This is a genomic window from Gemmata sp. SH-PL17, from assembly GCF_001610855.1.
In the GTDB taxonomy this organism is placed as follows: domain Bacteria; phylum Planctomycetota; class Planctomycetia; order Gemmatales; family Gemmataceae; genus Gemmata; species Gemmata massiliana.
On sequence record NZ_CP011271.1, the window covers coordinates 6,636,597 to 6,651,736 of the forward strand.

12 protein-coding genes and 1 pseudogene are annotated in these 15,140 nt (G+C 64.2%); 3 read left to right on the forward strand and 10 right to left on the reverse strand.

All coding sequences use genetic code 11. The annotated features are described in order from the left end of the window. Positions 1 to 29: 29 nt before the first annotated feature. From VT84_RS27340 to VT84_RS27370, 7 genes and pseudogenes are all read right to left on the reverse strand, one after another. A complete protein-coding gene (locus tag VT84_RS27340) occupies positions 30 to 1,373 on the reverse strand; it encodes an MFS transporter (protein WP_162271864.1) in 1,344 nt (447 codons plus the stop codon). Positions 1,374 to 1,620: 247 nt separating this feature from the next. After that, positions 1,621 to 2,403: a PepSY-associated TM helix domain-containing protein gene (locus VT84_RS27345; protein ID WP_052555792.1), complete on the reverse strand. Its 783-nt coding sequence runs from the start codon at positions 2,401 to 2,403 to the stop codon at positions 1,621 to 1,623. A 30-nt stretch (positions 2,404 to 2,433) separates the two neighbouring features. Then, positions 2,434 to 2,925, reverse strand: a complete 492-nt coding sequence (locus tag VT84_RS27350; RefSeq protein WP_082841727.1) for a DUF1559 domain-containing protein — start codon at positions 2,923 to 2,925, stop codon at positions 2,434 to 2,436. After that, the gene (locus tag VT84_RS27355) at positions 2,832 to 3,215 is read right to left on the reverse strand and encodes a hypothetical protein (RefSeq protein WP_052555796.1); all 384 of its coding nucleotides are present in this window, start codon (positions 3,213 to 3,215) and stop codon (positions 2,832 to 2,834) included. Before VT84_RS27355 ends, VT84_RS27350 begins: the two co-directional genes overlap by 94 nt. 42 nt (positions 3,216 to 3,257) lie before the next feature. Then, positions 3,258 to 4,058: an IS5 family transposase gene (locus VT84_RS27360; RefSeq protein WP_082841728.1), complete on the reverse strand. Its 801-nt coding sequence runs from the start codon at positions 4,056 to 4,058 to the stop codon at positions 3,258 to 3,260. A gap of 146 nt (positions 4,059 to 4,204) precedes the next feature. Further along, positions 4,205 to 4,414 (reverse strand): annotated as a pseudogene (locus VT84_RS27365) (DUF1559 domain-containing protein); the annotation flags it as partial. Between the two features lie 346 nt (positions 4,415 to 4,760). Then, positions 4,761 to 6,344 carry an ABC-F family ATP-binding cassette domain-containing protein gene (locus tag VT84_RS27370; protein WP_082841730.1) on the reverse strand — a complete coding sequence of 528 codons (1,584 nt, stop codon included), beginning with the start codon at positions 6,342 to 6,344 and terminating at the stop codon, positions 4,761 to 4,763. 462 nt (positions 6,345 to 6,806) lie between these two features. Between VT84_RS27370 and recQ the strand changes: the two genes are divergently transcribed. Next, on the forward strand, positions 6,807 to 9,035 hold the full coding sequence (gene recQ / locus VT84_RS27375) for a DNA helicase RecQ (protein WP_082841731.1): 2,229 nt from the start codon (positions 6,807 to 6,809) through the stop codon (positions 9,033 to 9,035). Here the strand turns inward: recQ and VT84_RS27380 are convergent. Beyond that, positions 9,032 to 9,526 (reverse strand): SprT-like domain-containing protein, encoded by a 495-nt coding sequence (locus VT84_RS27380; RefSeq protein WP_052555802.1) that lies wholly within the window; start codon positions 9,524 to 9,526, stop codon positions 9,032 to 9,034. The two genes, recQ and VT84_RS27380, sit on opposite strands and share 4 nt — an antisense overlap. 230 nt (positions 9,527 to 9,756) lie before the next feature. On the opposite strand from VT84_RS27380, the gene VT84_RS27385 reads away from it, so the two are divergent. Both VT84_RS27385 and VT84_RS27390 read left to right on the forward strand, forming a co-directional pair. Beyond that, positions 9,757 to 10,560 (forward strand): DUF4198 domain-containing protein, encoded by an 804-nt coding sequence (locus tag VT84_RS27385; RefSeq protein ID WP_082841732.1) that lies wholly within the window; start codon positions 9,757 to 9,759, stop codon positions 10,558 to 10,560. A gap of 248 nt (positions 10,561 to 10,808) precedes the next feature. Next, complete coding sequence (locus tag VT84_RS27390; RefSeq protein ID WP_082841733.1) at positions 10,809 to 12,641, forward strand: CocE/NonD family hydrolase; 1,833 nt, start codon at positions 10,809 to 10,811, stop codon at positions 12,639 to 12,641. A gap of 50 nt (positions 12,642 to 12,691) precedes the next feature. Here VT84_RS27390 and VT84_RS27395 read toward each other — a convergent pair whose 3' ends face one another. Both VT84_RS27395 and VT84_RS27400 read right to left on the reverse strand, forming a co-directional pair. Further along, on the reverse strand, positions 12,692 to 14,071 hold the full coding sequence (locus VT84_RS27395; RefSeq protein WP_052555807.1) for a DUF1501 domain-containing protein: 1,380 nt from the start codon (positions 14,069 to 14,071) through the stop codon (positions 12,692 to 12,694). Positions 14,072 to 14,270: 199 nt separating this feature from the next. Continuing rightward, a complete protein-coding gene (locus tag VT84_RS27400; RefSeq protein WP_082841734.1) occupies positions 14,271 to 14,915 on the reverse strand; it encodes a hypothetical protein in 645 nt (214 codons plus the stop codon). Between the last annotated feature and the right edge of the window lie 225 nt (positions 14,916 to 15,140).

Consider the following 15,140-nt stretch of genomic DNA (forward strand, 5'->3'; position numbering starts at 1 on the left):
AAGCATACGATCCAACGCGCGGGCGGTGTTCACCACTCTTCGCCTTCTTTCTGTGGTGGTGGCGACGGCTCCACGAGTGGCGTGAAGCGGTACAACCACCACGCCCCCGCCGCGCACACCAGCACACACACGTACAGATCGATCAGTGGATCCCACGCCGCGCGCGCCGTTAATCCGTGCAGTTTCTCTTGCCGATCAGTGAACCAGCCCACGAACTTCTGCGACACCATCGCTCCGAGCACGCCGGCGCCGTTCGCCAGGCCGAAGACCGTGCCGACGTGCTTGCCCGATTGCGGAATGATGACCGACCACCAGTTCGGGAGCGTGAGGTGCATCACGCAGAACGACGCACCCCAGAAGAGTGCGAGTGACAGCGCGTCGTCGCACTGGACGCCCGAGTAAAGGAACCCGGCGGCAGTAAGGTACGCGCCCACCCCGAGGTAACGACGGGCCGCGACCGGGTCAGCGGCGCGCTGCGGGATGCGGTCCGCGAGCCAGCCGCCGACGAGCATCCCGATTGCCGACCCGCCGAGCACGAGCGACGAGAGCCACCCGGCCTCTTTGTTGTCTACTCCGCGTGCGTCGCGAAGGTATGTGGGGAGCCAGCCGTAGAAGAAGTAGGTGTAGAACGCCCCAAGAATCATGATGAGGCTGAGAACGAGGACGCCGCGGTTGGTCAGAACCGCCCGCCACGGCACCGGTCCCGGGTCGAGGGCGAGCGGGGCTTCTTCTGCGTGGATGCGCGCGAGTTCGGCTTCATTCACACTCGCGTGCTGTGACGGGTCGTTGCGGAACCACACCCAAAACCCGACCGCCCACACGATGCCGAGCGCGCCGAACAGGAAGAATGCCCAGCGCCATCCAGCCGCGTCGATGAGGTACGCGGCTCCGGCCGGCGCGATCACCGCACCGATTTGCGCGAACGCGAGCATAACGCCCTGCACGCGGCCCCGTTCGCTGTGCGGGAACCACCGCGACATCACCTTCGCCGCGCTCGGGAACGCGCCCGCTTCCGCTGCACCGAACAAGAACCGCACGACAAGCAACGTAGCGAGTCCGGTCGCGAGACCCGTGAGCGCGGTGAACACCGACCACACGAGCACAATGCCCCCGAGCACGGACCGCGGACCGAGCTTGTCCCCCAACCGGCCGACGGGCACCGCGAACATGCCGTAGGCCAGCGTGAACGCGGCCATCACGTCGCCCATCTGGTTCTTGGAAAGACCCAAATCATCGCAGATCGGCTTCACCGCTTGCGACATGCAGATGCGATCGAGGTAGAGAATGGCAGCAAGCCCGCAGAGCCACGCGGCGACAACGAACCGCGTTTGTGTCGGCGGCTGAACTGGAGGTTCGAGATCCGGTGACGGCATGATCGCGCCGTGAGGGAGGGCAGAATTCGCACCAGTGTAACGGGGGTGAAATGAAAGAGGCGCGGAAAAGGCGGGCGAATGTTGCGGAAAGAAATGCGGTGTTCTCGTTGCCGGATGAGTTGCGGCAGTTGTTTGGAGCGCTCGGCGAGCGGGTTCGGTTTCGTGAAACCCAGGTGGCGCACCACCACACCGGGCCGAGCGCTCGCGGACCATTTCAACGCCACTACGAAGTAGAAGGTGCCGTGCGCTACGACGCAACCGGGACCGGTCGCTCGGCTCCGTCGAGCCGCGCACGGGCGGCGCCCTCGAGTGCCGCCCGTGCGCGGGCGGACCGGCGCTTGCGCAACGCCGGAACAGCCCACAAGTATATCCCAGTCAGCGTCAGCACGATGATACCAACGGCCACAAGGTCCACGAGCAGTTTGCCGGCGTCGCCACCGACCTTCCCCGTATGGAGATCCTTGAGTGCCTTCCCCCAATCCGTACCCTTCAGGGCCGGTGGGGCGCCGGTCACCGCATCGTTCGCGCCGGCCTTTTCGGGTTTCGGCTTCGCACCTTTGCCCTTTTCCCCCTTCGATTCCTCGGCCCGCGGCTCCTTCTTCTCGCCCTTGAGTTCGGTGACCCCGGTGACCGCGTCTACCACCACCTCTGGCCCGCCGACGGCCTTCACTTTATACACCACGCGCCCGTGCTCGGGCTTCACCTCGACGCGCTCGACCGGGCGGTCCCCGAGGTGCGGCCCGGCCCGGTCCAGTGCCTGTGACAGAGCGATCGGCAGTGCCGCGAGTTCCCCCGCGGTCGTGCCCGGCTTACCAGACGGCCCCGCGTGCTCCTCCCCCTTGGGGGGCGCCCCCACGAGTTCCAGCACGGGTTGGAACGTGTTCTTGTGGTTCAGGTAGATCCCGGTCGCGGCGATCACCACTAGGAAGATAGCCGCGAACAGACCGAACCAGGTGTGGAGCTTCCTGTACGTGAGCAACCGCGCGTTCGGGTTCGGCTTCACCTTCGCGGGGGACTCGGTCGGGGGCATGGCTGACCCTTCGTGGGGTGCAGGAGCGGGCTAGTAGTTGGGAACGACCTCGCCGTTGGCGCGCGTCGCGAGCGCGGCCAGAACCTTGATGTCGAGCCTGTCGGAAAGGAACCGGACCGAGCCATCAAGGAACGCGGCGTTGGCCCCGCCCGTGTGCATTGCGTAAACGTTCTTCTCGTTCGTAGCGTTGACGGCGAGCGGCCCCCCGGACCGCTTCGTGCCCCCGGTCCCGACCTCGACGGTCCCGTCGGCGGTGGCCCCACTGACCTCGATCGCGTTCTCCTTCGCAGCCCACCCGCCGCCCTTGTTCACGTCGAGCGGTTTGGCCGGGTCGTTCCCCTTGTTCTTCGTGTACTCGGTGTTGAAGCGGAAGAACTTCGGCCGGCGGGCGCACTCCGAGAGCAGGAGCGTGTTCGACGCCCCGTCGGTCACCTGGGCGAGCCGGGTCGCGGTGGAATACTTGTTCTTGGCCGGATCCTTCTTGTCGACGTCGTCTCTTCCTTGTCCAGCGCCCCCACCCACTTAGTCTCCGGTTCTTTCCCGCCGTCGATGCAGGCGATGTAGGCCCCGGTCGCGTCGGTGCAGCGGGCCTTGGCGGGGTCCGCCAGATCCTTCTTCACGCCCTTGCACACGAAGTAGTCACCGCACGAGGCGTAGTAGGTCTTCGCTTCGCCGTCGTCATCGGAATCGATGTAGTCGTCGAGCCGATCGGCCGGGAACGCGGACGGGCACTGGAAGATCTTGAGCGGCGTCGAAACGACGGCCCGGTTCGCCTCGTGCCACCACGTCACGTCGAAGCGGTACGGGGCCACGAGGCTCCCCTGTTCGATGTAAGAAGCGGTGGCGTAATGAGGTCAGAGGAAACCGAAGCAAATGCAGGACAACGCCAAGCTCAGGAAGGCGTTGTGCATGTGCGTGCTCCGATCCGTTCTCAACCTCAGCCTTCGGTAGCGATGCAACCACGCAAAGAACCGTTCGACCGGCCAACGATACTTCCCCAGCCCGCTCCCGTGCGTCGTCCGTCTTCGAGCGAACACCGGTTCGATGTGCCGACGACGCATCCGTTGGCGGTGAGGCTCCGAGTCGTAGGCTCGGTCCGCGTACAGTTTCTTCGGACGACGCTTTCGCCGACCTCGACGCTTCGGGCCGATTGCGGGTATGGCATCCACGACTTCCGGCAACGCGATCACGTCGGGCACGTTGGCCGCGGTCGTGATCGCACCCAGAGGCACACCGTTTGGATCGACGACGGCATGGTGCTTGGACCCCGGGCGCCCACGATCCGTAGGGTTCGGACCGGTTCTCGTGCCCGCACCCAGGGCTCGAACACTCGATGAATCGACCGCCCCTCTGGACCAGTCGATGGCCTTGGCATCATCCAACTCGGCCAACAACAGGGCGTAGAGTCGGTTCCAGACACCGGCTCGATGCCACGTCTTGAGGTAACGTCGGCATCGGCTGCCCGAACCCCAACCCAACTCGCACGGCAACTCGTTCCATCGGATTCCGGTCCGGAGCACGAAGAGGATTCCGGTAAGCACCTTGCGACGGTCCAACGGCTTGCGACCGGGGTGACGGAACCGACGACGTTTGGGGCGGGGCAAAAGCGGTTCGATTTTCACCCAGAGTTCGTCGGGTAGTAACGGCTTGGACATCGTTCAATCCTCCGAGGCGTTCCGGAGGAAGACGGTCGCGAAACCGATGCCGATCACTCATTACGTCACCGTTTCTAAGCGAGCGTGTACGGGGCCCACCCGTGCTCGATGTGGTACCCGGTGATCTTGTTGTGGAAGTTGTACTCGGCCGGGGGCAACTTCCCGTTGGCCGACTCGTAGTTCATCACCCCGAGCGCGAGCTGCTTCAAATTGTTCTGACACTTGATCCGGGCCGCGGCCTCGCGCACCTTCTGAACCGCGGGCAGCAACAGTCCAATGAGAATCGCAATGATCGCGATCACGACGAGTAGCTCGATCAGTGTGAACGCGCGGTGGGTAGGGCGCGGGTGCGGCATGGGTTCCTCGCTTCGGGTCGGCCGGCCTCTAGCACGCCGACCCGGAACCCCTGTAAACGAAGGGATTTCGGAGTTTACGCGGCGCACCAGAACGACGCACGGTGACCACCTGCGGTCACCCGGCACCAGAGCGCCAATTTTGGCGCTCGCGGCAATGCGGTATTCGGGTCGCGAGCCGCGTTGCGAGGTGGGTTCCACCGCCATATCGGGTGGAACCTGAATAGCGGAGCAGGCTGCGAATTAACTGAGACTTCATCTCAACAAATAACAACATAGTGGAGAGGAACCGCCCGTCAAGCCAATACTCAATCAAGACGTCGCTCGTGCAGAGGGGACGACATCAGAATCATGGTTGCAACTCCAGCCGTCGTGTAATTCCTATGGCCTCCAGGAACGACTCGTCGTGACTCACCATCAGCAGGGCGCCGTCGTAGGCACGCAACCCGGCTTCGACGGCCTCGATCGAATCGATATCCAGGTGGTTCGTTGGCTCATCGAGGATCAGGAGCGGAGGCGGGGTCGCTCCCCCCAACACGCAGGCGAGGCCGGCACGCAGGAGCTGGCCACCGCTGAGTGTGGATACGATTTGTAGCGCAGCTTCCGCGCGGAACATGAACCGAGCGAGTGCGGTCCGACACGCGAACTCGTCCGCGCGCGGATTGATCCGCAAGAAATTGTCGCGGATCGTGGTTGCTGGGTCGAGCGCGCTTACTCGCTGGTCGAGCACGGCGAAATCGGTCATCACCTGAACGGTTCCGACCCAGGAACTCAGTTGACCGGTAACGAGCGCCAGCAGCGTCGTCTTCCCGGACCCGTTCGGCCCCGTAACGGCGATGCGCTCGGGGCCGATGATGGTCAGAGACAGTTCTCGGACGATCGGCCGGTCCGGTTCGTAGCCCGCGGTGACGGCGTCGAATTTCAGCACCGTCTTGTTGGCGGGCAGGTTCGTCGGCGGGAGCCGGACGGTGAGCGGTTGCAGGATTTCGATGCGCTCGCGAGCGGCGGACGCGGCTTCAAGAGCGTCCTCGCGCTGGCGCTCGGCGAGTCGGGCATTCCCGCCGCTCGTGTCCTCGCTCCGGTCCTTCATCCCACCGAGAATGATGCGCGGCGTCCCGCCTTTCTCCCCCTTCCGCTGACCAGCGCGGCTCTTCCGCGCATGGCGCTCGGCCGTGACCTGGGCACTGCGGGCGACGTCCGCGACACGCTTCTCCGCGTCCGCCAAGTCGCGCTTCGCAGCCGCCAGTTCCTGGGTCTTGAGGGCGCGATACGTGCTCCAATTACCACCGTACCGCGTGGCACCGAGTGTGGTCAGTTCCACGATCGCGTCGACGGTTTCGAGCAACTCCCGGTCGTGGCTGACCACGATCGCACCGGACCGCCAGCCGGCGAGCAATTCGATGACGGCCGCGCGCCCGTCGCGGTCGAGGTTGTTGGTCGGCTCGTCCAGTAAGAGGAAGTCGGGTTCCGCAAAAATGAGCGCGGCGAGTCCGGCCCGCGTGCGTTGCCCGCCCGATAGAGTGGTGAGGGGTGTTTCGGGACGTGTTTCAAGCCCGACACGACCGAGTGCAGACGCGACCCGCGTCTCCAGGGTCCAATCGGCATCGGCCAGTTCTTCGTCGGTGGCTTCACCGCGCTCGGCCCGGTTCAGAACCGCCAGAGCGTCTGTTACGCCCAACAAATCGGCAACCGTTTCGTCCGGGTTCACCTGAACCGTTTGGCGCAGAACCCCCAGGGTACCGACGACGGACACGCTCCCCGACCGCGGGCACAATTCGCCGGCGATCAATTTGAGCAGCGTCGTCTTCCCGACCCCGTTACGGCCAACGAGCCCCGTCCGGGCCGGGCCGAAGTTCAGGTTCAGGCGCGAGAAGAGCGGCGGGCAATCGGGCGCGGCCCACGTGAGATCGAACAAACTAATGGAAGCGGGCATGGAAATGATCCCTCCGGCGACGGGGCGAAAAACGCAACTGTCTCGGAAGCGATCATCCACGTCATAGTGACCTCCCAGTCAGAATGGCTCGGACCTTGGTTTAGACGCGCCGAACGTGTGCTCGGTTCGCGCCGGTGAGAGATATGGCCGCTCGACCACCTGGCGCGAAGGGCAATTTCAGCAAACTACGCGATTAAACTTCATTAAAGGGATCGGTGTAGAACACCGACGAGTTCACCAGCTATAACGACGTCCAGAGCCACGGCAAGCACGTCCCCATCAATCACCAAGAGGCGTTCGGAATGGGGGCCGCACACATCAACGGGCGCGCCAGCCTCCACGAACCGCGAACTGACCTCCGTCTCGCAATTCTTATCCGGCTGGGCTGGACGCGAAGCACGGTTTTGGGTTAGGGTACGGATGTTTATTTGAGCCGCGGTCCCGTTCCTCTCGAGGTTTATCGTGCCAGCCCCCGCTCCGCTGCCGCCCGCGTTGTTCGCCGCAGTCGCCAAACATTGGGGGTTCTCGTCGCTCCGCCCGATTCAGGAACAGGCTATCCGCGCGTCGCTTGCCGGGCGCGATTCGCTCGTCGTTATGCCCACGGGCGGTGGGAAATCGCTCTGCTTTCAGGCCCCGGCGGTCGTTCGCGGGGGGCTGACGGTCGTGATCTCGCCGCTCATCGCGCTCATGAAGGACCAGGTCGATAACCTGACCCGCATCGGCGTACCCGCGGCCCGGCTCGATAGCACGCTCACCGCGGCCGAGCGCGCGTCCACCGCCGAGGGCATCCGCAACGGTACCACGCGGCTCGTCTTCACGTCTCCTGAGCGGCTCGTCAACACCGACGTGTTCCGGATGCTCCAAAACGCCGGGACCAACACGATCGCGGTGGACGAAGCCCACTGCGTGAGTCACTGGGGGCACGACTTCCGGCCCGAGTACCGGCAACTCGCCCGGTTGCGCGAGTTCTTCCCCAAGGCCGCCGTTCACGCTTACACCGCAACGGCTACCGAACAAGTGCGCCGTGACATCGCGCAGCAACTCGGGTTGAAGCAACCCGAAATTTTGGTCGGCAACTTCGACCGGCCGAACCTGATATTCCGCGTGCTCCCCAGATTGGATTTGCAGACGCAAGTGCGCGAGGTGCTCAACCGGCACGCCGGCGACGCCGGGATCGTGTACTGTCTGCGCCGCAAGGACGTGGACGAGATGACCACCGCGCTAAAGGCCGCCGGGTACCGCGCGCTACCGTACCACGCCGGGATGGACAACGAGTCGCGCCGGGCCACGCAGGAAGCGTTCGCGGCTGAAGAAGCCGATATCGTGGTGGCGACGGTCGCGTTCGGCATGGGGATCGATCGCTCGAACGTGCGGTTCGTCGTCCACGCCGCGATGCCCAAGACTATCGAGCACTACCAGCAGGAAACCGGGCGCGCCGGGCGCGACGGGTTGCAGTCCGAGTGCGTGCTGCTCCACTCCGGCGCGGACTTCGTCTCGCTCAAGGCGATCATCGAGAAATCGGCGGAAGAGGCGCAGACCGCGGCTGAGTACGTCACCGCGAGTATCAAGCACCTCGACGAGATGGCCCGGTACTGCCGCGGGGCCGTGTGTCGGCACAAGGCGCTCGTTCAGCACTTCGGCCAAACTTACGACGCGCCCAACTGCGGCGCGTGCGATTTGTGCCTCGGCGACACGCAGGAAGTTCCGGACGCGGTGACTGTTGCGAAGAAGATCCTCTCGTGCGTCGCGCGCGTAAAAGAAAGTTTCGGCATCGCGCACGTAATCGACGTCCTTCGCGGGGCCGATACTGCCACGATCCGCGCACGCGGGCACCACGAGCTGAGTACGCACGGACTGCTGAAGAGCGTTCCCAAAGCCGACTTGCGCGATTGGGTCTACCAACTGATTGGGCAGGACGTGCTCGTGCAGAGCGGGGACGAGTACCCGCTACTCAAGTTGAACCCCGCATCGTGGGCCGTGATGAACGGTAAGCAGACGGTGCGGCTCATCCAACTCGCCCGCCGCGAGAAGCGCGGCAGTTCCGCCGCGTCCGCGCAACCGTTCGCGCTGCCCGCCGGGGCCGATGCCAAACTGTTCGAGGCGCTTCGTCAGCTCCGCCGACAGGAGGCGTCGCGTGCGGGCGTGAAGCCGGAACAGGTGTTCCCCGACACGGTGCTGGCGGAAATGGCGCGCGGCCGGCCGACCACCGAAGACGCCCTTCGGCGCATCTCCGGTGTCGGCGATTACCGGCTCCAGTCTTATGGTCGGGCCTTCCTGAAGGCGATCATCGCGTACTGTTTGCGTACCGGGCTCATGAACGACGTGCCGCTGCCAAAAAGTGCGCTTGCACCGAGGACCGCGCCGGTCGCCTTACCTCCCGCAACGACCAAACCGGGAGGGAAGAAAGAACTCGCGTTCAAGATGTTCCGCGCTGGGGCGGCGATTACAGATGTCGTGAACAAGACCGAGTTGACCGCCCCAACGATCACCGACTACCTCGCGGAGTTCGTCCGGACGGAAAAGCCGGCGTCGATCTTTGGCTGGGTGCCCGAAGACGTGTGCGAGCGAGTTGCGGCCGCCGCAGAGATCCACGGCACCGCCAAACTCAAGCCAGTGTTCCTCGAACTCAACGGTGAAGTGAGTTACGACGCGATCCGCGTGGTGTTCGCGCTCCTCGATACGCAAGCCTAACTCGACTCCGCTTCGCGCCACTGCAACTGCCCGCGATTCCGGCCGCAAGGTCGGCAATACCACCCCTCTGCGCGGGCCGGGCGCCGGTGCCGGTCGTACTCCGCGGCACACCCCGGACACAGCGCCCGCCAACGACCACGCGGCATCTCGATCTCTTCGCCGTAACACGCTTCCGGGCGTGCGCCGATCGCGCGACACTTCGCCCGCCAAACCGCATCGTGCCCGTGCCTCGGACCGACCAGTGCGTGCGCGATTTCGTGGAGCAGTGTGTCGAGCACTTCCTCGTCGGTGTTTCGCGCTGCGAAATGGACCGACAGTTCGATGCGCCCGGGTTCGCCCGCGTGTGGGTAGAAGCACACGCCGGCGCGCCGCACGTTCGCGTTAAACCCGAACTCCCACGCGGTCAACCCGTGGGAATTCAGCAACGCGCGGGCCTGGGTGCGAATGCGCGCCGCGCGTTCGGTCAGCCGAAACGGAACCTCGACCTCCATCCGAATTCCTCCCGCGCGAAAAACGCTCTCACACAACTTTACTCAGCGGTCCGCGTACCCACTTTTGCGGCGCGAGGCTTCGGTCCGGGGGGCGCGGCGTGCGGGGCCGTGCCGTCCGCGTATTCGCTTCGATCGGTACGCGAGATTCCTTTTGGCGCGGGAGCGTGGCGCGCGTACAACGGAGAAACTGCCTGAAACACGAGCACTGAACCGCTAAGGGAACCTACCTTATGAGCCGTTCGAGTTTGGCTGCTGTTCTTGCCCTCGCGCTCCTCGGAATACCCGCGATCGCACACGACACCTGGGTTCAAACGAACGCCCACATCATTCGGACCGGCGACGCCGTTCACATTGATCTGCTGCTCGGCAACCACGGCAACGATCACCGCGACTTCAAGATCGCGGGGAAACTCCCGAGCGAGTCCGTGGGGGCGTTGGTTGTGGTAGGGCCGGACGGCAAGAGCTACGATCTGAAGCCCGATCTGGCGGATCTCGGATACGCGCCCAAAGAAGGCTTTCACACCGCGAAGTTCGCACCCGCGAAGGCCGGGCTGTACGTCGCCGCGCAGAGTTCCGACACCGTCGTGAACCACGGCAAGCCGGTGCGGGCCGTTCGCAGCGCCAAGACGTACTTCGTGGTTTCCAACTCGCTCGACAAGGTGCCCGCCAACCTGACCGGCTTCGACAAGCCGCTCGGCCACAAACTGGAACTGGTGCCCGAGGTGAACCCGGTCGCCCCGATGGGGCCGGGAACCGCCCTCAAGGTGAAGCTGCTCCTCGCCGGGAAGCCGCTCGCGGGGGCGCGCGTGAGCTTCGTCCCGCGCGGGGGCGCACTCAAGGAGGGAACCGACCCCACTTACGACCGCACCACGGACAAGGACGGGCGCGCGAGCTTCACCCCGAAGACCGGCAACTACTACCTCGTCGTGGCGCACCACGAGACGGATGAGAAGGGTGACAAGTACGAGGCGACCAAGTTCGCCGCCACGCTCACCGTGTTCGTGCCGGACAAGTGCCCCTGCTGCGACGAGTAGGCTGGGCCGGCGCGCGCAATCGAATGAAGATTTTTGACAGAATTAACAAGGATTCCAGGGGTTTCAACCCCTGGCTATTTCCGGTGACCCCGTTGGGGTCCAGAGGCCAGAGGCGCTGTCTTTATGACCCCAACGGGGTCACCGAGAATAGCCAGGGGTTGAAACCCCTGGATGCGAGACTGTCAAAAGTTCTTCTGCATTACACCGGTCAAACTGGTTCCCCCGTACCCAACACGAGCCCCTTACTCATGCGACGACTCGCCTCGGCTCTTTTTGCGCTCCTTGTTACCACCGCGACTTTATACGCACAACAGCCGAAAACCGATACCCGGTTCGAGCGCACGGAAGCGATGATCCCGATGCGCGACGGGAAGAAACTGTTCACCACGGTTCACGTGCCGAAAGCCCCGAAGGGGCCGGTCGCCATCGTTCTGCTCCGCACACCCTACGGCATCGACGGGCGCACGGAGCGGCTATTCCGGGACTACTTCAAGGAGATGATCGACGACGGGTACGCCTTCGTTCTTCAGGACATTCGCGGGCGATTCAAGTCGGAGGGGACGTTCGTGATGACGCGCCCGGCGCGCGACCCGCAAGACCCGAAAGCCGTGGATGAAGCGTCCGACACGAGCGACACCATCGACTGGTTGTTGAAGGAGGTGAAAAACAACAACGGGCGCGTCGGGATGCTCGGGATCAGCTACCCCGGCTGGCTCGCGGCGGTCGCGATGCTCGACCCGCACCCGGCACTCAAAGCGGTTTCCCCGCAAGCGTCGCCGGTCGACATGTTCCTCGGCGACGACTTCCACCACAACGGCGCGTTCCGGCTCAGTTACGGGTTCGAGTACGTCGCGATGATGGAGACGGACAAGAGCAACTTCAGCTTCAAGTTCGACAAGCACGACACCTACGAGTGGTACCTGAAGCTCGGCGCGCTCTCGAACGTGAACCGGCTGCACTTCAAGCACACGCTCCCGACGTGGAACGACTTCGTTGCGCACCCGAACTATGATGCGTTCTGGAAAACGCAGTCGCTCGAACCGCGGCTCACGAAAGTCACGGTGCCGACGCTGAACGTGGCGGGCTGGTACGATCAGGAGGATTTTCGCGGGCCGCTGAAGATCTACGAGTTGCTGGAGAAGCACGACACCAAGAACCAGAATTTCCTCGTGGTCGGTCCGTGGAACCACGGCGGGTGGGGCGGCGGTAGGGCCGACAAGTTGGGGCGCATCCCGTTCGATTCGGCCACCGGCGCGCACTTCCGAAAAGAGATACAGGCTCCGTTCTTCGCGCACTACTTGAAGGACATCGGCAAGGGCGCGCCGCCCGAAGCGCGCATGTTCCAGACCGGGGCGAACAAGTGGGAGACGTATGATTCTTGGCCCCCGAAGGGCGTCGTATCGCGAAAACTGCACTTTCACCCGAAGGGCAAGTTGAGCTTCGATCCGCCGGCGGAAGGAGCGGCCGAAGCGGACGAATACGTCTCCGATCCCGCGAACCCGGTTCCGTACCGCCCGCGCCCGGTGCGCCCGACGTACCCCGGTCCCGAGTGGCCCGAGTGGATGGTGCAGGACCAGCGATTCGCGCACGGGCGCCCGGACGTGCTCTCTTACGAGACGGAAGCGCTCGCGGAAAACGTGATCGTAGCCGGTTCGATGAAGGTGAAGCTGTTCGGCTCAACGTCCGGCACGGACTGTGACTGGATCGTTCGGTTGATTGACGTGTACCCCGACGACTACACGAAGCCCGCAGACCTGGCCGGTTCCCAACTGCTCATCGCGGGCGAGCCGGTTCGGGCGCGGTTCCGCAAGAGTTTGGAGAAGCCCGAGCCCGTGAAGCCCGGCGCGGTGGAGGAGTACACGATCGACCTGAACTGGGGGCACCACCGGTTCCGCAAGGGGCACAAGATCATGGTGCAGGTGAGCAGTACGTGGTTCCCGGTGATCGACCGGAACCCGCAGAAGTTCGTCCCGAACATCTTCGAGGCCGTGGATAGCGACTTCCAGAAGGCGACGCAGCGCGTCTACCACACGCCGAAGTTCGCGTCGCACATCGCTCTGGACGTGCTGAAGGCGAAGTGATTGGGTTGATCCTGGGACCGCGGTTATTCCGCCCGTGGTCCCGAGGACGGTCACAGCAACTCGCTGATCGGTTCGGGATCGTCGAGCACGTTGACGGGTCGACCGCTCGGGTCGAGTAGTTGTAGCTTCGGGTCGATGCCGAGAACCTGGTAAATCGTGGCGTGGATGTTCGAGGGTGTGACTGCGCGGGTGTGCGGGCGCTGGCCGAGGCGGTCCGTCGAGCCGACGACCTGCCCGCCCTTCACGCCGCCGCCACCCATAAGGCAGAACATCGCGCTGCCCCAGTGGTCGCGCCCCGGCGTGCCCTGGCTCATCGGCGCGCCGCCGTTTCCGCCGTCGTTCATCTTCGGGGTGCGGCTGAACTCGCCGCACAGAACTACGAGCGTTGTGTCGAGTAGTCCGCGGTCGTCGAGGTCGGTGAACAGCGCGGAGACCGCGCGATCGACCTTCGGTAAGTAGTTCTCGTAACCGGTCTTCAGATCCCAGTGGTGGTCCCACCCACCGAAGTGGACCGTAACAAACGTCGAACCGGCCTCGACCAGCCGACGGGCGAGGAGCGTGGATTGACCCCACGTGTCGCGCCCGTACCGGTCGCGGAGCCGGGTGCTTTCCTTACTAATGGCGAACGCTTCGCGCGCGGTCGGCCCCGTCACGAACTCATACGCCTCGCGCCCGAACCGGTCCATTGCTTGAGCCGTCGGGTGCGTGTCCAGGTGCTTGCGCTTATTGTCGAAGTGCGTGAGCAGTGACCGACGGTCCTCCATCTTCTCCAGCGTCAGCCCGTTCGCGAGGTTCAGGTTCGGCACCTGGAAGTTCGCGACGCTCGGGTCGCCGGTTAAGAACGGGTCGTGTTGCGCGCCGAGCATGTGGGCGCCGAAATACCCGGGTGCGATCCCGATGCTGGCCGCGTGCGGGGTCGCAGTGTAGCCCGGCATCCCGTTCACGCGCGAACCGAGTTCGCGGTTCACGATGGCGCCAATGCCCGGGAACTTCTGCGCGTTGTTCGCCCCGGACACGCCCATGTCTTTGGTCGTCAGCATCCGGTGCCCGCCGGCGAAGTGGTCGCCGGTGTCGTGGTACAGCGAGCGCACCATCGAGAACTTGTCGGTCACCTGCGCCTGCTTGGGGAACAGCTCGGTGATGTCGAAACCGGGCACCTTAGTGCGAATCGGCTTCCAGATCCCGCGGTACTCGGCCGGCGCGTCCGGCTTCATGTCGTACATGTCCATGTGCCCGGGGCCACCGTCGAGCCAGATCAGGATCACGGACGTATTCTTGCTGCTCGTCGGAGATTGAGCCGAGGTCGCCTTCGCACGCAGCACGTCCGGCAGCCCCAAACTCGCCATCCCCGCGACGCCGATCCGGAGGAAGTCGCGGCGCGAGGCACCGTCGCAGTAACGGCCAGAAGAACCGAGATCGAGGCTGAACATGATGGGCCTCCGGGACGGGCACGGGTGGTGGGAAGAACTCGGCGGGTGGGTGCGCGTGGCGCGCTCGTGCAGCAATCAAACTGTCGCATACCCGCGGCTTGCGGTCAAGAACGCTGTGCCGAGGGTCACCGGGAATAGCGCTGCGTAGCACCGTCGCCCACGGGCGCGACGGGCCGCGTAGTGCTCCTTTCAACGACTATTATCGGCCCGCGAACGGGCGCAGTTGCTCTGCGGTCAGTTTCTCGGGCGGGTTGTACTTCTCACCGACGGCGTACCCGCCTTTGGTGGGAGCGTCCTTTTCATACGCCCAAACGTCGTCGGTGATCGCCGCGCCCCAGCGCACGACCACGCGCCCGGAGCGGATCGCGTCCATTCCCTTGTTCACGTTCGCCAGCGGGCTCGCCGCGGCCGCGGCTTCGTTCGCGGGGAGCCGGTCCCCCGTACCAACGGCGGCAAATAGGAGCGAGTAGACGTTGCTCAGAGCGTTGATCCGGTCCCGGTCTTGCATGACGCGGTCCGCGTCTTTCTTCTGCTCGGCCCATTTCGCGTCGGTCCGCGCTTTCTCCGCGGCTTGTTCTTCTTCCGTCAGGACGCGCGGGGCGCCCTGGTGTTCGATCCGCGTGACCTTGTTGTTGCTGAAACCGATCCGGAGCTTGCCCTTCTCGGTGGTCCACTCGTACTGGTCCGCTCCGTCCTTTCGGCCCGAGCCGAGAATCGCCTCGACCTCGGACAGCGTCATGCCCGGCTGCACCTTTTTGGCGTTCTCCTCGGACACCTTTTTCGTGCACCCTCCGAGCAGAGTAATCAGGACAACTAAACAGAGGCATTTCGCCGGACCGCGCATGACAACCCTCGGGAGAGTGGGACCGATGATTCGCAGGTGCTTGCCAGTTTCGGGCCGCTTGGGGCATCCATGTCCCCGACCGCTCCGCCTGGGGCACGTTGGTACGGCTGACCGGCGACGCAAGCGACAGGTCGTATTATAATTGCCAAATCATTTAATTAAATTGCATATTTAAATGCCCGCCGAAAATTGGCTTGTTCAACGGCCTCTAAATGCCGCACCGTA